Origin of the sequence: Nocardia sp. NBC_00508 (assembly GCF_036346875.1) — a bacterium.
Classification (GTDB): Bacteria; Actinomycetota; Actinomycetes; order Mycobacteriales; family Mycobacteriaceae; genus Nocardia.
In genome coordinates this window covers 3,913,238-3,931,272 of record NZ_CP107852.1, presented here as the reverse complement: position 1 = coordinate 3,931,272, position 18,035 = coordinate 3,913,238, and the positions used below count along the sequence as shown (strand labels likewise).

Sequence of the window (18,035 nt, the reverse complement as noted above, 5' to 3'; positions counted from 1 at the left end):
GGGTCGAGCGCTAGGCGGCTGCCTCGCCTTCGCTCGGCCCGGCGCGGACTATCGACGGACTTCGCCCGACCGACTAGGCGCCTCGCTTACGGAGGCGCGTCAGCGCGAAGGCGAGGATTCCCGCGATCAGCACCTTGCCGACCGTCGCGACGATCTCATTGACGTCCACGGCCGGATGCCAGGTGAGTCGACCGTCGTGCAGCACGTAGGCACCGACGGGCTTGGCACCCACGCCGAACCCGGCCCCTTCACCCCCACTGTTGCCGTCGGCGTCGCTTCCGCCACCACCGCCACCGCCGCCTCCGACCGAGGCGGCGGGAATGATGACTGCTCCACCGGATTCGTATGGCTCCCCGTAAACCCGGCGCACCGTGATCGCGTCCCGAACCTGCTCCAACAGTTCGGCGTATTTCATGACAACCTCCCGGCCAGCCCGACGGCGTCGGACACCGACGCTCTTTCCGCTCCGATCGTAAGCGAGCGAGCTCCGCGCGAGCCCGTCCACCGCAAATCTTCCGCTCGGAAGTTGTTCGGCCAGTTGCCAATCGATGATCTCGACCAGATAACGACACGTTATCCGGTTAGCCACGAATCGGCGCCAACGGCCAGGTTGACGACGCAGACAAATGGCGGCGAGAATCGGCCGACTTGTCCACCCGGGGGTCGGAGGTATGCCATGCGCACCAAAACGGATATCCGATTCTTCGTCGACACCGATCCCGAACAGGTCATGGACGCCCTGATTGCTGTCGAATCGCTGCCGGAGTGGTCGTCCTCCTACAGCGACGTCCGGGTGGCGACGCGCGACCGGCGGCGCAGGCCACGGCGCGTCTTCGTCAGGGCGGAGCTACTCGGCAGTTCGGATCTACAAGTGCTGGAATACGATTGGACCGACGATCGAGCCTCCTGGATCGTCACCGACAGCACCCGCGGCGTCCGGGGCGGCGGCTGGTTCGAGGTGTCCTACAGCGGCGACGGCACGCACGTCCAGTACCACGTGGAGCTCTATCTGCCCATCCCGGTTCCCGGATTTCTGCTCAAACGCACCGTCCGCAAGGCCAACGAGGTAGTAGTGGAGTGCTTCATCGAATTCGCCGAGCGTTTCCCGGAATCGGAGACCTACCAACACATATAGCCAAGACGAATGATCGAAGGTGGCGCTGCGCTGTGCGCGAAATCGCCGCCCTCATGCCGCAGCCGACCGGCGCAGGACCGACCAGGGTGCGACGATATGCAGCATGATCGGTTCAAAACGAGTTCGGTTCCAGCCGGTGGCGGAGGGCGCATCGGTGACCCAGCTCGAGCTGTTCTTCGACCTGGTGCTCGTCTTCGCGTTCACCATGGTCACCGGCCTCGCCGCGGAGGAGACCAGCGCGAAGAACATACTGCGCGCGCTGCTGGTCCTCGCGGTGATGTGGTGGCTGTGGATCGCCTACTCCTGGCTCGGCAACCTGGTCCGCGCCGACGAGGGCATCGCACGGATCGCGACGTTCGCCGCCATGGGTGGCGCCTTCCTCGCCGCGCTCACCATTCCCGAGGCGTTCGACGACAAGGCAGGCGGCTGGTTCGGCCCACTGGTCTTCGCCATCGCCTATCTGATCGTGCGGTTGGTCCATGTCGGAATGTTCTGGCTGGCCAGCTCCGAGGACTCGCAACTGCGCAACCAAGTGCTGCGCTGGGCGCTCGGCTCGATCGGCATCGGCACCACACTGCTGGTCGTCGCCGCCATGACGTCCGGCGTCGCGCAGATCGCACTGTGGATCGCCGCCATCGCGGGCGACTACCTCTGGACGCTGTTCGCGGGCACCGATTGGCGGTTGAATTCGGCCAACCATTTCGTCGAGCGATATGGGCTCATCATCATCGTCGCGCTCGGTGAATCCATCGTCTCGATCGGCATCGGGGTGGCGGGGCTGCCGATCTCCTGGCCGATCGCACTCGGCTCGATACTGGGTCTGGCCGTTTCCGGTCTGCTGTGGTGGGCGTATTTCGACGTGGCCGCCCTGTCGGTGGAACACGAACTCGTGCGCGCCGAAGGCACCCGGCAGATCAAGATCGCGCAAGGTTCCTACACCTTTTGGCATTTTCCGATGATCGTCGGGATCATCGCGATATCGCTCGGACTGAAGAAGGTTCTCTACTACGTCGGCGACTCCTCGCACCACACCCTGAAGGACGCGCTCTACGGGATTCCGCTGTACTCCCTGTACGGCGGCGTCGTCCTGTATTTGATCGCGCTGGTCGGGTTCAAGCACTACGCCACGGGCGTCGTCACGGTGCCCCGGGTGGTCGCCGCGGCGGTGCTGCTCGCGCTCATCCCGCTGGCGTGTGCGCTGCCCGCGCTGGCGTCGCTGTCCCTGTTGTTCGTCGTCCTGATCGGCCTGATCGCGTGGGAGACCGTCCGTTTCGCGCAGCCGAGGAACGAGATCAGGCACGCTTCAGCTGACTGAGCTGGTGTCGCACGCCGTTCTCGGCGGTCGTCGGTCCGTACGCGGACGGCGGCACCCGGACACCGTCACGGACCGCGTCCCGGATCTGATCGATGTTCTCGCGCAACATATCCGAGACGAGTTCGTCGGTGCGCGGGTCCTCCAGCACCTGGAACACGATGCGGAACGTGGTGTCGGCGATCAGCCGGATGATCTCGTCGTGGAACGGGATGTAGCGCACCCGGCCCGCCTGCGGGTCCTTCTTGATCAGTTCGAGGATCATCTCGTCCAGTTCGGCGCGATTCTCCTCCAGGGCCGCGGCGATATTGCGCGTGTAGTGGCCGGTGCGCAGTACGTGCGCCACCTCGTCCATCACCGCGATCGTCATCGGACGGCGGATGGTGTCCACGATAGTCGCCACGAAGTGATTCACTACCGCGGCCGTCACGCGATCGCCGAAGACGCGGTCGGCCACCCTGGCGAGGCGGACGGCGATCACCACGATGCGCAGCAGCCGGAAGCCGCGGAAGAACGGGCTGGTCACCGGGATCATGCCGAGGATTTCGTACCAGTAGACGAGTGGGTAGGTCCACGGCCAGCCCGCGCGGCGCCAGCGCCACAGGAACTCGGCGGCGAACACCGCGCACAGCGACCAGTCCACGACCACGATCACGCGGTAGGTGTGCCCGGAGACCGGGAAGACGGTGATCCAGACGACCAGCGCCACCGAGACGATGGCCAGGGCCAGCATCACGAAATCGGTCCAGAGCATCGGCGGCTTGCGCGGATAGTCCTGCGGCTGCGGCGCTTCCCGCAGACCGTATCGCTCGATAGCCGAGCCATCGCTGTGCGAGCTGGGGGTGGGAGCGGACACTGCGGATCCCTTCGACGCCGAACGGTGCCGCCGACAGTAGTACGCGGAGTGCACGCTCGGCACGGTTGACAACACCTGCCGGAAAGCGGTCCCGAGCGGGCACGCCGCCCGGCACCGATGCGATCAGCGACCGGCGCGGACGATCGCCGCGATATTGCGTTCGGCCAGCGCGGCGATGGTGAGCGACGGGTTGACCGTTCCGGTGCTGCCCGGCACCGCGGCGCCGTCCATCACGTAGAGGCCGGGGTGGCCGTGCACACGCCCGTAATTGTCGGTGGCCCGTCCCAGTACCGCGCCGCCGAGCGGATGCGCGGTGAACAACGCGTTCGCGTCGTAACCGAGCGCGCTGTACTCGACGAGCGCGCCCGCGCGTTCGGCGATTCGATGGTCGACCGCGCGCGCCGCGGCCACGATGTCGCTCCGGTTCTTCGCCGACCAACTGAGCCCGACCCCGTTCGTGGCCTGGTTGTAGCCGAGCCGGGTGCGGGTGGGATCGAGCACCATGCCGAGCGAGGCCAGCGCACCGGTCTCGAACGGGATACCGGGGATGTACCAGCTCTCCAAGGTCAGCGGCACACCGGATTCGTCGAAGATCCGGCTCGCGCTGGGCACACCTTGTCCGTGCCCGGCCAGCGCGCTCGCGCCACGGGCGAGCACCACATCGCCGTTGGTGCCCCAGCCGTCGCCGATGTGCTCGTTCAGGCGGGGCAGCGCACCGGTGGCCTGGGCGCGGACCAGCAGTTCGGAGGTGCCGATCGAACCCGCGCCGAGGAAGAGCCGATCGCAGGTGAGGGTTCGGGTGGCGAGCACGTCCCCGGTGGGCGACAGCTTCGTCACGGTGACCGCATACCGGTCGCCCTCCTGCGCGATGGCGTCGACGCGGTGGCCGGGGAAGATCGCGGAGCGGCCGGTGTTCTGCGCGTACCGCAAGTAGTTCTGGTTCAGATCGAATTTGGCGCCGTTGGAGTTACCGAGGTTGCTCCGTGCCGCGGTGGCCGAGGGCCGTGCGGCTCCGGCTAGTTCGGCGCGCAGGATGTCCCAGTTGAAGATCGAGTCGTTCGCCTGGGGGTGGTAACCCGCCTTGCGCACCTGCTCGTCCCAGGCGCGAGAATGCGTGAAGGGCGAGGAGTTGTAGATGTCCGCGGGCATCGTGTTCAGCCGCAGCATCTCCCGCACCCGCGGGTAGTGGACGCGCTCCATCTCGCCGTAGTCGACGGTGCCGCCGAAGACGTGGTCGAAGAAGCGGCGTTCCGGCGCGATCATGGCTCCGCTGAAGATCACCGAGCCGCCGCCGACCGCCGCCGCCCGCCAGACATCGATGCCCGGGTACTCGGTGCAGTCCAGCACGCCGCCGAAACTGGCGAAGCGCATCGGCACCTTGGTGACGCCGGTGAAGTGGGTTCGATGCCAGAAGCCGCGCCCGTCGGGCAGGTCGTCGCCGGTGAAGACCTCCCGCCACGGGTCGTTCGGCCAGCGTGACCCGCGTTCCAGAACGGTGTTGGCGATCCCGGCCTCGGCCAGGCGCAACGCGGTGACCGCGGCGCCGAAGCCGGAGCCGATGACTATCGCGGGCGAGTGCTGGGGCGGATCGGGAAGCGGTGCAAAGATTTCCGGAACCCAGCCGCGGAACAAAGCCTCCCAGGCCGGATCCGTGGACGCCGCGCTCGTACCCGACACCGTTCCCACAGCACCTAGCAGCGCGGCCGTGCCCGCCGCCTTGAACAAGGCACGTCTGCGCACCAGTCACCTTCCATCGTCACGCCTAGCGTGCGCAGACTACCGTTATTCCCGTTTTGTGAACATATATCCGGTTTTGCTATCGACCGAACGGTGTCTCGTCGGCGCGGCAGGTCGCCCCGGGAGCGGGCAGCTGCAAGTCGATGAGGTAGCGCTCCTGCAACTTCCGGGTGCAGTCGTTGAGCGGCGTGTGCCCGTATCCCCCGTCTACGACGACCAGCCTGGCGTTCACCAATTCCTGCTGTGCGCGCCGTGCGGCGGTCAGCGGGGTGACCGGATCGAATCGGTTGTTGACCAGCAGGGCAGGGGTGTCCGATCGGAGAATCCACGGCCCGGTGTAGCGCTGGGCATAGCCTTCGGGAGGCGACGGCCAGGATGCGCAGGCTTGGCGCAGATACAGCCAGAACGCGCCGTAGGTAGGGCTGACGACGGCGAGATCGCCTGCCAGCGCGGGCCATTGGTCAGGATCACGTGGAAAGGTGTTGTCCGCGCAGGAAATCGCGGTGAAGGAGTCGAGGAAGTCGTTCCGCCCCGTCGTTGCCGCCAGGATCTGGCCGACGACGTCCGGGTTGCCCGACGGACCGCGCTCCAACTCGGCGAGCAACTCGGCCAGGGACGGCCAGCCCTCTTTCGGGTCGTACAGCAGCAGCGCGTGCGATGACAGGGCCTCGGAGTAGCTGACGCTGCGCGCCCGCTCGCCCGTGCCGACCACGATCGGTGCCTCCCGAAGACGTTGCAGCACAGCGTCATTGCGGGAGCGCAGGTCGGGTTTGCCGGTGCTGTCCTGCGCTACGGGGCCGTTCGGGCCGCCCTCGGCCGCGAAGGCGCAACGCGGTCGTCCCGCCGCCGCGCACAGTCGCAGGAACTCGCTCAGCACCTCCTCGGTGCCGGCCGCGGTGCTCTCGATCATGCTTCGGGTGTCGTTGGTGTACACGTTCGGGTCCATCATCGAAACCAGGTGCAGCGCGCGTACCCGGTCGCCGAACAGCGCGCCGTACACCTCGCCCACGTAGCTCGCGTAGGAACCGCCTGTGTACGTCAGCTGCGGGTCGCCGACCGCGCGGCGCAGCAGGTCGAGATCGCGCGCGACGTCGACGGTGGTCAGATGCCCGAGCAGCGGGCCGCCGTGCTCGGCGCAGCCCGCCGCCAGCTCGCGGCTCGCCGCCGAGGCGGCGCGCTCCTGCTCCGGATTCGTCGGCGGCATCCACGTGCCGGACCAGAACCGTTGCTGCTGTTCGGCATTTGCGAAACAGCGCACCTGTCCGCTGCGGCCGATGCCGCGCTGGTCGAAGGTGATCACGTCGAACCGGCGCGCGATCTCGCCGCCGAACAACTCGCCTTCGGCAGCCCACTGCAATCCCGAACCGCCCGGACCGCCGACAGCGGTGAACAGCGTGCCGATCCGCCGCTCCTGGTCGGTGGCCTGCTGACGCACGACCGCGAGTGGAAGGGTCGGGCCGTCGGGATGCGCGTAGTCCACCGGGACGGCCGCCGTCGCGCATTGGAACCCGCTCAGGCGCGGTTCCGCGCACGGCGCCCAGTCCAGCCGCGGTGTCGGCGCCGCATCGGCCTCGGCGACCAGATTCGCGACGGCCGACTCCTGTCGGCTCGGCGTTCCGGTACACCCGCTCAGCGCCGGTAGTACTACGGCGAGGGCGACAACGACCATCTTCCAGCTACGCACGCTCATCATCCTGTGCCCCGGCACGGGAGGGCGTCGTCCTCCTCAGGGCTGACATCGGACCCTGAGATTTCCCGGCCGCACTACTGGGGATCCGCACTACGCCGACGCCCTGCTCGGCCTCCGGACCAGTTCGCCACCGCAATTCGGGCAGATGCCCTGCAACGCAGCCGGACGAAGTCCGTCTTCAGCCCGCACCGGACCGAGCGGAGGCGAGGCAGCCGCAGAAAAGACACAGCCGAACGAAGTCCGTCTATAGCCCGCACCGGACCGAGCGAAGACGAGGCAGCCGCAGAAAAGACACAGCCGAACGAAGTCCGTCTATAGCCCGCACCGGACCGAGCGAAGACGAGGCAGCCGCAGAAAAGACACAGCCGAACGAAGTCCGTCTATAGCCCGCACCGGACCGAGCGGAGGCGAGGCAGCCGCAGAAAAGACACAGCCGGACGAAGTCCGTCTTCAGCCCGCGCCGGGCCGAGCGGAGGCGAGGCAGCCGCCTATGACGTGACCAGTCGGATCACCGCGATGAGGCCGACCACGACGATCACCGCGCGCAGCACCGTCGGCGGCATCCGCCTGCCTACCTTGGCGCCGAGTTGGCCGCCGATGATCGACCCCAGCGCGATCAACGCCGCCGCCCGCCAGTCCACGTCGGCGACCACGACGAAGATCAGGGCGGACACGCCGTTCACGATCAGCGCGAGCGCGTTCTTCGTCCCGTTGAGGCGCTGGATGTCGTCGTGCACGAAGACGCCGAGCAACCCGATCAGCAGCACGCCCTGGGCGGCGCCGAAGTATCCGCCATAGACACCGGCGGCGAAGACCGCGGCGAAAAGGATCGGGCCGCCGTGCGCCGGAACCGGGGCGCCGTCGTTCTCCCGTCGGCGTTTCACCCAGCTCGCCAGCCGTGGCTGCACCACCACCAGGACCAACGCCAAGGTGATGAGCACGGGCACGATCGCCTTGAACGCTGCGGGCGGAAGCACGAGCAGCAGCACCGCCCCGGTGATGCCGCCGAGTAGCGACGCGGTGCCCAGCCGCAGCAGCCGGTCCCGCTGCCCGGCGAGTTCGCGGCGGTAGCCGTGCACGCCGCTGAGCGAACCGGGGACCAAGCCTATGGTGTTGGACACATTCGCGGTGACCGGCGGCAAGCCGAAGGCGAGCAGAACGGGAAAAGTGATGAGGGTGCCCGAACCGACGATCGTGTTGATGCCGCCCGCCGCGATACCCGCACCGAAGACGGCCAGTTGCTCCAGCCAGGTCATAGCTATCCTTCGACGTCCCGTCGGACCCCGGGCCCGTACAAGCGTGGTCCACTACCGACCGAACGGTAGCGGGATCGTCGGATCACCCGACGACGGGCCACCCTTTCCGGAGGTATGGCGGCACGGTAAACTCGCGGACATCATGCAGCGGGCACTTCTTCTCGACCGCCGCGACGGGGTCTGATCGGACCGGCTCCCGTCGCGGGGTTCAGCCGCGCCGGTCGACCCAGCCCTTTGGGAAAAAACACACCCCACGGAGAGACTCCAGATGTCCCCTGCTGACGCGTTCGTTTCCGGTGCCAAGACCACCACGGCGCCGAGCAAACCCGCTCCCGCCGACCAGCCGGCCTGGAACAAGCAGAAGAACTCCTCGCTGCCTGCGTTCCGCTATCGGCCGTTCGCCGAGGAGGTCGAGCCGATCACCTTGCCCGACCGCACCTGGCCGGAGAAAGTCATCGACCGGGCGCCTGGCTGGTGCGCGGTCGATCTGCGCGACGGTAACCAGGCGCTGATCGACCCGATGAGCCCGGCCCGCAAACGGCGCATGTTCGACCTGCTGGTGCGGATGGGCTTCAAGGAGATCGAGGTCGGCTTCCCTTCGGCGAGCCAGACCGACTTCGACTTCGTCCGCGAGATCATCGAGGACGGCGCGATCCCCGACGACGTGGCCATTCAGGTGCTGACCCAGTGTCGCCCCGAGCTGATCGAACGCACCTTCGAGGCCTGCGCGGGTGCGCAGAACGTGATCGTGCACTTCTACAACTCCACCTCGATCCTGCAACGGAAAGTGGTGTTCCGCGCCGATCGCGCCGCGGTCAAGAAGATCGCTACCGACGCCGCCGCGCTGTGCCGGGAGACCGAGCAGCGCTACCCGGACACCACCTGGCGCTACGAGTACAGCCCGGAGTCCTACACCGGCACCGAGCTGGAGTACGCCAAGGAGGTCTGCGACGCGGTCTCGGAGATCATCGCGCCGACGCCGGACAAGCCGCTGATCATCAACCTGCCCGCCACCGTGGAGATGGCGACCCCGAACGTCTACGCCGACTCGATCGAGTGGATGAGCCGCAACCTCGCCCGTCGCGACGCGATCGTGCTGTCGCTGCACCCGCACAACGATCGCGGCACCGCCGTGGCCGCCGCCGAGCTGGGCTTCCAGGCCGGCGCCGACCGGATCGAGGGTTGTCTGTTCGGCAACGGCGAGCGCACCGGCAATGTCTGCCTGGTCACGCTGGGGATGAACCTGTTCTCCCGCGGCATCGACCCGCAGATCAACTTCTCCGACATCGATGAGATCCGCCGCACTGTCGAGTACTGCAACCAGCTGCCCGTACACGAGCGCCACCCGTACGGCGGCGACCTGGTCTACACCGCGTTCTCCGGCAGCCACCAGGACGCGATCAACAAGGGCCTGGACGCGATGAAGGCCACGGCCGACGCCGCCGGAGCGGATGTCGCCGACATCGTCTGGGAGGTGCCCTACCTGCCGATCGACCCGAAGGACGTCGGCCGCACCTACGAGGCGGTCATCCGGGTCAACTCGCAGTCCGGCAAGGGCGGCGTCGCCTACATCATGAAGACCGATCACGGGCTGGCGCTGCCGCGGCGCCTGCAGATCGAGTTCTCCCAGGCGATCCAGAAGATCACCGACGGCGAGGGTGGCGAGGTGACGCCCAAGGAGATGTGGGACGTCTTCCACGAGGAGTACCTGAGCCCGATCCGTCCGTTGGAGCGGATGCGCCAGCGGGTCACCGCGTCGGAGACCGACGGCGGGGTCGACTCGATCGTGGCGGTGGTGAAGGTAGACGGCGTCGAGCAGGAGATCACCGGCAAGGGCAACGGACCGCTCGCCGCGTTCGTCGACGCGATCGCAGGCGTCGGCTTCGACGTCGAGGTCTTGGACTACTCCGAGCACGCGATGTCCGCGGGCGACGACGCGCAGGCCGCTGCGTACGTGGAGTGCGCGATCGGCGACAAAGTCGTGTGGGGCGTCGGCATCGCCACCTCGATCACCACCGCGTCGCTGCGCGCGGTGGTGTCCGCGGTCAACCGAGCGCACTGATCGCATAATGGGCGCAGTCGGACGTAGTCCGACTCAACCCGCGCACGGCCGGGGCGGAGGCGGAGGTACGCCTGTCCCGGAACACGTTCGGCGAGGGCGCCGCGGCGGTTCGTCCGCGCGGCGCCCGATCTCGCTGTCGCAGACCATTTGTCGATGGCGTGTCGCTCGGCGCGTCTGCCCTACCTACCGCGACGCGGCGTAGCGAACCCCGTGCTAGCGTGGGATTCGCACTCCAAGCGCCGAGCTCTCTGCTCGAATTCCCGAGCAGATGGGGGAACCGTGACAACAAACGACCACAATCCGACCTCTCCGCCCTGGCTGCAGAGTCATTCCGTGGACACGGCCGAAGTCACCGAGGCGGAGTCATCGGCCACCGGCCCGTCGACCGAGCAGGGCGGCGTGGAAGCGAGGGAAACCGACGTGGCGGATGGGCTGGATCAGCCGGACGCACCGCCCGAACAACCGGAGCCGCAAGGCTCGACAGAGCAGACCACGGTTTACCCGCATGCTGCCGGGTTCGCGCAGTCCTACGGTCCTCCGCCGTCCGGGCCCCCCGAGTCGTACGGCGCGTACGCTCCTCCGGGCGCCGGTGCGTACCCGCCGCCGACGCCGTTTCCCGGGGAGCCGTTCCCTACCGGCGCATTTCAACCGCCGCCGAGCCACAGCGGTAGCCACCCGATACCCATGCACGCGCCCGATCCCGGCTACGGCGAGTACCGCCAGGAGATCGGCGACGAGGCGCGGCGCGGACCTATGGACTCCGCACCACCGGAACCCGCTGCGCCACAACCCGATCCCAGCGGACCGATCTACAGCTGGGCACCGCCGCCTCCGCCGGTAACGCATCAGCCGCCTCCACCGGCCTACCAACCGCCGCCCCCACCACCGGTCGGGCAACCGCAGGTGCCGAGCTGGCAGGGCGGGCCGCCGCCGCATCATGGCGCCCAGCCGTTCCAGCCGCAGCACGTGCCGCAACCCGGCCAGCCGGGGCACTCGGTGAACGATCTGAATCTGCTCAGGCGGGCCCGCAGGGCGCCGCGCAGCGGGTGGCGCCGTGCCGTGCACAAGGCCTCCGGCGGCATGATCAACCCGGGTGAGTCGGCCGCCGACGTCGTCTACCAGGATCTCGTCGATCGGGTGAATCAGCCGGTGCGCGGCGACTATCGGATCGCGATCCTCTCGCTGAAAGGTGGCGTCGGCAAGACCACCACCACCGTCGGCCTCGGCTCCACCTTCGCGTCGCAGCGCGGGGACCGGGTCATCGCGATCGACGCCAATCCCGACCTCGGCACGCTGGCGCACCGGGTGCCGCGGCAGACCAGGTCCACCGTGCGCAACCTGCTCGAGGACCAGCACATCACCAGGTACTCGGACGTGCGGGCGCATACCTCGCAGGCGCCGAGCCGCCTGGAAGTGCTCGCCAGTGAACAGGATCCGGCGGTCTCCGAGGCGTTCAGCGAGGCGGACTACCGCAAGGCGATCAGCATCCTGCAGTCGTTCTACAACATCATCCTGACCGACTGCGGCACCGGCTTGATGCACTCCGCGATGGCGGGCGTTCTGGACATGGCCAGTTCGCTGGTGCTGGTCACCTCCCCCGCCATCGACGGCGCGCGCAGCGCGTCGGCCACACTGGACTGGCTCGACCACCACGGCTACGGCAAGCTGGTGGAGCGAACGGTCGTGGTGGTGAACGCTTCCCGGCGCGGCGCGTCGACCGTCGATCTCGACCAGCTGCGCAAGTTGTTCCTCGACCGCACCCGCGCGGTGCAGGTGGTGCCGTTCGACGACCACCTCGCCGAGGGTGCGGAGATCGATCTGGAACTGGTGGGCAAGCCGACGCGGCGGGCGCTGCTGGAGTTGGCGGCGATGGTGGCCGACGACTTCGGCTACGTCGGCTCCCAGCACCCCTACCGTTACCCCGGGCCGCCCGGAATGTGACCGGTCGCCGGGCAGTGCGCGGTATTCCCTCTGCCGCGTCGGCGGCCCGCCGCCAGTCCACACCGCTGCTCGGTGATGTCGTTGCGGCTCGGCATGAGCGACCGCGGCGAAGACCCAGTCTTATCCGCCCGTCGTCGCGGTGTCGGCGGTCGCCAGCGCGGCGGCCGATTCGAAGGCCGCGAGCACGGCGGCGATGGCCGGGCGGGCATCAGCGCGCGGCCGGGTGGCCAGTTCGTACATCCGGGCGGCGCGTACGCCGGACAAGCGCAGCACCGCGAGCGTGGGATTGCCCACCGCGTAGCGTGGCATGAGCGCGACGCCGTAACCGGTGGCGACCAGCGTCTCGATGACGCGGAAATCGTTGAGGCGCTGCGCTATTCGCGGTTGCACGCCGGTCACTGTGGCGATGGAGCGCAACACGTCGTCGACGGGGAAGCCGCCGCGCACACTCAGCCAGGTTTCGTCGGCCAGTTCTTCCGGCGCGACGGCCGAGCGACCCGCGAGCCGATGCGTCGGAGCCGCGACGACGTCGATCGGTTCGCGCATGAGCACCCTGGTCGCGACGCGCGGATCGGCGATCGGTGCAGCACGTTCGTCGCGATGGGTCAGCACCACGTCATAGTCGGCGAGTAGTCGAGCCACCTCGGAGGGGGGTACGTCCTCGTCCCGCGCGACCACGTCCACACCGCTGTCCGCCATGCCGGACAGCACATGCGGCAGCAGTAGCGCGCCACCGGAAGGAAACACCGCGACACGGACCCGGCCGCGCGGGGAGCCGCGATAGTGCGCCATCTCGGCGACCGCGCGATCCATCGCCGCGAGCACCTCATCGGCGCGCACCACCAACGCGCGGCCTGCGTCGGTGAGCCGGACTCGTCGCCCGTCGGGTTCGAGCAGGGCCACGCCCGCTTCCCTGGCCAGCACCTTGAGCTGCTGTGAGACCGCGGACGGCGTCATCGACAACGCGGCGGCGACGGCGGCGACGGTGCCGCGGTCGGCGAGTTCGCGCAGCACACGCAGCCGCTCCAAGGCCATGGGCGGGCCGTGCACGGCCTTTTCCATACCCGATATCATTAAGTAAACCTACATTATTAGTCCATATTAATTCGATTGTCCTGATGGTTAGCCGACCGCACGATGAAAGGCGTGACCAACCGCGATCGCCTGCTCGGCTGCACCGTCGTCCTGCTCTGGGGACTGAACTTCCTCGCCATCCGAGTGGGGCTCGACCACTTCCCGCCGTTCTTCTTCGCGGCGCTGCGTTTCGCCGTGCTGGCGATTCCCGCGCTGCTGTTCATTCCGCGCCCACCAGTGCGAATGCGCTGGATCCTGTTGTACGGCACCGGTTTCGGGATCTTGCAGTTCGCCTTCCTGTTCACGGCCATGCGGGTGGGCATGCCGACCGGGCTCGCCTCGCTGGTGTTGCAATCCTCCGCACCGTTCACCGTGCTGCTCGGTGCGCTGATGCTGGGCGAGCGGATTCGGCGGGTGCAGCTCGCCGGCATCGGCGTCGCGGTGACGGGTATGGCGGTGATCGGCTGGGACCGGCTGGAACACGCCACATTGCTTCCGGTGCTGCTGACGCTGGCAGGTGGGCTCGGCTGGGCATTCGGCAATATCGGGGGCCGCTCGGCCGGTACCGAGACTCCCGGTGTCAACCCGCTGCACCTGATGCTGTGGACCACGGCTATTCCGCCGTTGCCCCTTTTCGCGTTGTCCGCGGTCGCCGAAGGGCCAACGACAGGTCTCCGTGCCCTGGCCGACGCGTTCGCACCGTCGGGATGGTCCGCCTTGGTCGCGCTGGCTTATATCGCCATCCTCGCCACCGTCGTGGGCACCGGACTGTGGACCTACCTGCTCGGCCGCTACCCGGCGGGCCTGGTCGCGCCGTTCTCCCTGCTCGTGCCGGTTGTCGGCATCGCAGCCGCATGGACATTCCTCGGCGAGACGCCGACCCCGCTGTCCCTGGTGGGTGGGGTCATCGTGCTGGCGGGCGCCTTCGCGGCCACATCGAGCAAGCCGCGCGCGGTCGAGGTGGACGCTACCGCGCCGAGACCGGTCGCTCTACCGAGCGCGGCCGCTCGGTCTGAGTAGGCGCCTTCCGCCGGTCGCACCTACCACTTCGCGGGGTCGACGCGACTCGATGGACCTGCCGCCTTACAGTAGTGCCGGCGTGGAAGTCGGAGTTGGTCACAAGGCTAGGCAACAGAGCAGCAGCGCATGGCAGAACATCAGTGGACCGTATCGCGAAGAGCATTGCTCCGTAACACGGTCGCGGCGGGGGTGGCTACGGCGGGGGCACTGACGGCGGGTGCGCTGAGACCGGCGCCGGTAGCGGCGAGTCCGGGCGGCCCACGGGTCGCGGTGCTCGGTGGCGGTGTCGCCGGTCTGACCGCGGCGCATGAGCTCGTCGAACGCGGATTCCAGGTCACTGTGTACGAAAGACGGGCGTGGGGCGGCAAAGCCCGCAGCGTCGGCGTGCCGGGCACGGGGACAGGGGGGCGGCCGGAACTACCCGGGGAGCACGGCTTTCGCTTCTTCCCCGGTTTCTATCAACACGTGCCGGACACTATGCGGCGGATCCCGTTCCCGGGCAACCCGAATGGCGTCTGGGACAACCTCGTCGCGGTGCCGGAGGCGCGATTCGCCCGGCGCGGCGGCGACGACTTCCGCGTCCCGCTCGGTGCGCGTGCCCGCGCCGGGTTCACCCCGGACGTCTTTCGGGAGACTCTCGGCGCGGCCGTGGCCACCTCGCTGAAAATGCCCCCCGCGGAGGGGATCTACTTCGCCGAACGCCTGCTGGTCTTCAACTCCAGCTGCGACGCCCGCCGCCTCGGTCAATGGGAGCAGACCTCGTGGCACGACTTCGTCGGCGGCCATGCGCGCTCGCACGAGTTCCGTGCACTGCTGTCCCGCACACTGACCAGCATCATGGTCGCCGCGAAGGAGAACGTGGCGAGTGTCCGCACTATCGGCACCATGGGCGAGCAGTTCCTCGGCAATCCCTTCGAGATCGGCAACGACGGCGGGCTGGACCGTGTGCTGAGCGGCCCGACCAACGCGGCCTGGATCGATCCGTGGATGCGGCGAATCCGCGAGTTGGGCGCGGAATTCGTGCTCGGCACCGAGGTGCGCGGACTCCAGGTGCGAGACGGCAGGATCACCGCTGCCAGCGCGGTGGACGATACCGGCGCCCAGCACACGATCGAGGCCGATTACTTCGTCGTCGCGCTGCCCGCCGAGCAGGCCCGCACGCTGTGGTCGCCGCAGGTGCTGGCGGTCCAGCCGGAATTGGCCGCGATGGACCGGCTCGTCACCGACTGGATGAACGGCATCCAGTTCTATTTGCGCAGGCCGGCCGACATCTCCCGCGGCCATACCGCCTACATCGACGCCCCGTGGTCGCTCACCTCGATCAGCCAGAATCAGTTGTGGCGCACCAAGCTCACCGAATTCGGCGACGGCAGCGTGCAGGACTGCCTTTCGGTGGACATCTCCGACTGGAACACCCCGGGCATGGTCTTCGGCAAACCTGCCAAGGAGTGCACCCACGAGGAGATCGCTCGCGAGGCATGGGCCCAGATCAAGGCCCACCTCGACGATCGCGGCGAGGTGCTGCGCGATGCCGACCTGCACTCTTGGTTCCTCGACCCGGGCATCACCTGGCAGGAGAGACAGCGGCGCAACGCCAACGCCGACCCACTGCTGATCAACACCGCCGGTTCGTGGGAATATCGGCCGCAACCGCACGGTGCGCTGGAAAACCTGTTCCTGGCGGGCGATTACGTGCGCACGAACGTCGACCTGGCCACCATGGAGGGTGCCAACGAGTCCGCGCGCGCCGCGGTGAACGCGTTGCTGGACGTGGCCGGTTCGAACGCGGAGCGCTGCCGGATGTTCACGCTGTACCGCGCGCCGGAACTGGAACCGCTGCGCAGGATGGACGCCGACCGCTACGCGGCCGGACACCGGAACATGTTCGACGTCCCGGTCTGATCCACGCCACCGATCGATCTCCGCCCACCAGAATGGAATTCGATCGCCACGCACGGCCGGGCAATGCTTGAATCGAGGTATGCGCGAGAGCACCGCCCCGAACGAGATCACCGGCCCGGCGGACCTGCGGCAGTTGCTCGGCGAAGTCATGCCCCGAGCCGCCACCAAGGAGCGGGTCGCCCTGCACGCGCGGGACCGGGAATGGATCGCGAACTCCCCGTTTCTGGTGCTGAGCACCAGCGACGCGGACGGCAACTGCGACGCCTCGCCCAAGGGCGATCCGGCCGGGTTCGTGCGCGTGCTCGACGACACCACTCTCGCCATCCCCGAGCGCCCCGGCAACCGGCGCGCCGACGGCTACCTCAATATCCTGGCCAACCCGCACGTCGGCCTGCTGTTCCTGATTCCGGGCCGCCGCGAGACGCTGCGGATCAACGGACGCGCCCGGCTGGTGCGCGACGCGACCTACTTCGACGACATGGTGGTGCGCGGCCATCGGCCGATCCTCGCCGTCGAGGTGGATATCGAGCAGATCTTCTTCCACTGCGCCAAGGCGTTCATCCGCAGCCATCTCTGGGAGCCGCAGCAGTGGCCGGCCGACACCCTGCCGAGCCAGGCCTGCCTGGTCAAAGAGGTGCAGACGAACATCACCGAGACGGTCGAGCAGCTGGAGTGGTACTACGCGCCGGAGAACTACGACGCGAAGCTCTACCGCGACTGAGCCGGGTGGCCCACGCCACCCCACCGCGACGCGCCGGGACCGCGGGGCGAACATAGACTCGCGACGTGGCAGACATATCGGTGCGCGGACGGCTCGCGCTCGCGGCGGCGGCCGCTGCGTCCTGGGCCTCGCAGAAGGCGGGTCGCGGCAAGGGCTCCATGATCGGCGGCCTGATCGCGTTGAAGATCGACCCGACGGTGATGGACCAGCTCGGACGGCAGCGACGCACCGTGCTGGTGACAGGCACGAATGGCAAGTCCACCACCACCAGGATGACCACCGCCGCACTCAACACGCTCGGCCAGGTCGCGACCCAGGCCGACGGGGCCAATATGGACGCGGGCATCGTCGCCGCGCTGAACGCGCACCGGCGCGCGCCGCTGGCCGCGATCGAGGTGGACGAACTGCACTTGCCGCACGTCACCGACTCGCTCAACCCCTCGGCGGTGGTCCTGCTGAACCTCAGCCGTGACCAGCTCGACCGGGTCGGCGAGATCAACATGATCGAGCGCAAACTGCGCGCCGGACTGGCGAAGCACCCGGCCACCGTGGTGATCGCGAACTGCGACGACGTGCTGGTCACCTCGATCGCCTATGACCATCCGAACGTGGTGTGGGTAGCCGCGGGCAGCGGCTGGGCGATGGACGCGACCAGCTGCCCGCGCAGCGGTGAGCCGATCATCTGGGAGGGCGCCCACTGGCGCAGCACCGGCGCGGATTTCCAACGCCCCGAACCGGATTGGTGGCTGGACGGAGACGATCTGGTCGGTCCGGACGGCGTGCATTTCCCGTTGCGGCTCGCGCTGCCGGGGCGGGCCAATCGCGGGAACGCCGCACAGGCGGTGGCCGCGGCGGTCGCGCTGGGCGCCGACACCGCGCAGGCGGTCGCCGCGGCGGGCACGGTGCGCGAGATCGCGGGCCGCTACCGCACCGTGCAGGTCGGCGAGCACGACGCGCGTCTGCTGCTGGCGAAGAACCCGGCCGGATGGCAGGAGGCGCTGTCGATGATCGAGCCGACTTCGGCGGGCCTGGTGATCGCCGTGAACGGCCAGGTGCCCGACGGCGAGGACCTCTCCTGGCTGTGGGACGTGCGGTTCGAGCACTTCGAAGGCGTGCAGGTGGTGGCGGCGGGCGAACGCGCCACCGACCTCGCCGTGCGGCTGACCTACGCGGGCGTGGCGCACACCACGGTGCCGGACCCGGTACGCGCCATCGCGTCCTGCCCGGCGGGCCACGTCGAGGTGCTGGCGAACTACACCGCGTTCCGTGATCTCAACCGCGACCTCGAGGAGCGGACGGCATGAGGGTGACCACGGAGGGCTCCGCGCA

15 protein-coding genes are annotated in these 18,035 nt (G+C 68.3%); 8 read left to right on the top strand and 7 right to left on the bottom strand.

The genetic code is table 11. The features are described from left to right. Positions 1-73 precede the first annotated feature (73 nt). Positions 74-415 (bottom strand): spore germination protein GerW family protein, encoded by a 342-nt coding sequence (locus OHA40_RS17380; RefSeq protein WP_330227992.1) that lies wholly within the window; start codon positions 413-415, stop codon positions 74-76. 261 nt (positions 416-676) lie between these two features. Here OHA40_RS17380 and OHA40_RS17375 point away from each other — a divergent pair, with 261 nt between their 5' ends. Together OHA40_RS17375 and OHA40_RS17370 are read left to right on the top strand one after the other, a co-directional pair. Beyond that, positions 677-1,135: an SRPBCC family protein gene (locus OHA40_RS17375; RefSeq protein ID WP_330227991.1), complete on the top strand. Its 459-nt coding sequence runs from the start codon at positions 677-679 to the stop codon at positions 1,133-1,135. 103 nt (positions 1,136-1,238) lie between these two features. Further along, positions 1,239-2,450 carry a low temperature requirement protein A gene (locus tag OHA40_RS17370; protein ID WP_330227990.1) on the top strand — a complete coding sequence of 404 codons (1,212 nt, stop codon included), beginning with the start codon at positions 1,239-1,241 and terminating at the stop codon, positions 2,448-2,450. On the opposite strand, the gene OHA40_RS17365 is transcribed toward OHA40_RS17370, so the two are convergent. The 5 genes from OHA40_RS17365 to OHA40_RS17350 form a co-directional block, all read right to left on the bottom strand. Further along, a complete protein-coding gene (locus OHA40_RS17365; protein WP_442944059.1) occupies positions 2,428-3,201 on the bottom strand; it encodes an ion transporter in 774 nt (257 codons plus the stop codon). The two genes, OHA40_RS17370 and OHA40_RS17365, sit on opposite strands and share 23 nt — an antisense overlap. Before the next feature lie 225 nt (positions 3,202-3,426). Further along, complete coding sequence (locus tag OHA40_RS17360; RefSeq protein ID WP_330227988.1) at positions 3,427-5,043, bottom strand: GMC oxidoreductase; 1,617 nt, start codon at positions 5,041-5,043, stop codon at positions 3,427-3,429. Positions 5,044-5,119: 76 nt separating this feature from the next. Beyond that, positions 5,120-6,730, bottom strand: a complete 1,611-nt coding sequence (locus OHA40_RS17355; protein ID WP_330234230.1) for an alpha/beta hydrolase — start codon at positions 6,728-6,730, stop codon at positions 5,120-5,122. 90 nt (positions 6,731-6,820) lie between these two features. Continuing rightward, positions 6,821-6,919, bottom strand: coding sequence for a DUF1272 domain-containing protein (locus OHA40_RS34740; protein ID WP_442943740.1), 99 nt, complete (start codon positions 6,917-6,919; stop codon positions 6,821-6,823). Positions 6,920-7,218: 299 nt separating this feature from the next. Continuing rightward, positions 7,219-7,986: a sulfite exporter TauE/SafE family protein gene (locus tag OHA40_RS17350; RefSeq protein ID WP_330227987.1), complete on the bottom strand. Its 768-nt coding sequence runs from the start codon at positions 7,984-7,986 to the stop codon at positions 7,219-7,221. 268 nt (positions 7,987-8,254) lie between these two features. Here OHA40_RS17350 and leuA point away from each other — a divergent pair, with 268 nt between their 5' ends. After that, complete coding sequence (gene leuA, locus OHA40_RS17345; protein ID WP_330227986.1) at positions 8,255-10,048, top strand: 2-isopropylmalate synthase; 1,794 nt, start codon at positions 8,255-8,257, stop codon at positions 10,046-10,048. 333 nt (positions 10,049-10,381) lie between these two features. Next, on the top strand, positions 10,382-11,989 hold the full coding sequence (locus OHA40_RS17340; RefSeq protein ID WP_330227985.1) for a MinD/ParA family ATP-binding protein: 1,608 nt from the start codon (positions 10,382-10,384) through the stop codon (positions 11,987-11,989). 120 nt (positions 11,990-12,109) lie between these two features. Here OHA40_RS17340 and OHA40_RS17335 read toward each other — a convergent pair whose 3' ends face one another. Next, entirely contained in the window at positions 12,110-13,024 is a 915-nt protein-coding gene (locus tag OHA40_RS17335; protein ID WP_330234229.1) for a LysR family transcriptional regulator, read from the bottom strand. 111 nt (positions 13,025-13,135) lie between these two features. On the opposite strand from OHA40_RS17335, the gene OHA40_RS17330 reads away from it, so the two are divergent. From OHA40_RS17330 to OHA40_RS17315, 4 genes are all read left to right on the top strand, one after another. Continuing rightward, positions 13,136-14,083 (top strand): EamA family transporter, encoded by a 948-nt coding sequence (locus tag OHA40_RS17330; protein WP_330227984.1) that lies wholly within the window; start codon positions 13,136-13,138, stop codon positions 14,081-14,083. Between the two features lie 126 nt (positions 14,084-14,209). Beyond that, a complete protein-coding gene (locus OHA40_RS17325) occupies positions 14,210-15,985 on the top strand; it encodes a hydroxysqualene dehydroxylase (protein WP_330227983.1) in 1,776 nt (591 codons plus the stop codon). Positions 15,986-16,064: 79 nt separating this feature from the next. Further along, positions 16,065-16,706: a pyridoxamine 5'-phosphate oxidase family protein gene (locus tag OHA40_RS17320; RefSeq protein ID WP_330227982.1), complete on the top strand. Its 642-nt coding sequence runs from the start codon at positions 16,065-16,067 to the stop codon at positions 16,704-16,706. A gap of 65 nt (positions 16,707-16,771) precedes the next feature. Continuing rightward, entirely contained in the window at positions 16,772-18,010 is a 1,239-nt protein-coding gene (locus tag OHA40_RS17315; RefSeq protein ID WP_330227981.1) for a MurT ligase domain-containing protein, read from the top strand. Positions 18,011-18,035 lie beyond the last annotated feature (25 nt).

What these genes read in the sequence shown, in the direction of transcription:
- OHA40_RS17320 (WP_330227982.1), top strand. Translation starts at nt 16,065, where the DNA reads ATGCGCGAGAGCACCGCCCCGAACGAGATCACCGGCCCGGCGGACCTG.
- OHA40_RS17375 (WP_330227991.1), top strand. Translation starts at nt 677, where the DNA reads ATGCGCACCAAAACGGATATCCGATTCTTCGTCGACACCGATCCCGAA.
- OHA40_RS17325 (WP_330227983.1), top strand. Translation starts at nt 14,210, where the DNA reads ATGGCAGAACATCAGTGGACCGTATCGCGAAGAGCATTGCTCCGTAAC.
- leuA (WP_330227986.1), top strand. Translation starts at nt 8,255, where the DNA reads ATGTCCCCTGCTGACGCGTTCGTTTCCGGTGCCAAGACCACCACGGCG.
- OHA40_RS17370 (WP_330227990.1), top strand. Translation starts at nt 1,239, where the DNA reads ATGATCGGTTCAAAACGAGTTCGGTTCCAGCCGGTGGCGGAGGGCGCA.
- OHA40_RS17350 (WP_330227987.1), bottom strand. Translation starts at nt 7,986, where the DNA reads ATGACCTGGCTGGAGCAACTGGCCGTCTTCGGTGCGGGTATCGCGGCG.
- OHA40_RS17365 (WP_442944059.1), bottom strand. Translation starts at nt 3,201, where the DNA reads ATGCTCTGGACCGATTTCGTGATGCTGGCCCTGGCCATCGTCTCGGTG.
- OHA40_RS17380 (WP_330227992.1), bottom strand. Translation starts at nt 415, where the DNA reads ATGAAATACGCCGAACTGTTGGAGCAGGTTCGGGACGCGATCACGGTG.
- OHA40_RS17355 (WP_330234230.1), bottom strand. Translation starts at nt 6,730, where the DNA reads ATGAGCGTGCGTAGCTGGAAGATGGTCGTTGTCGCCCTCGCCGTAGTA.
- OHA40_RS17335 (WP_330234229.1), bottom strand. Translation starts at nt 13,024, where the DNA reads ATGGCCTTGGAGCGGCTGCGTGTGCTGCGCGAACTCGCCGACCGCGGC.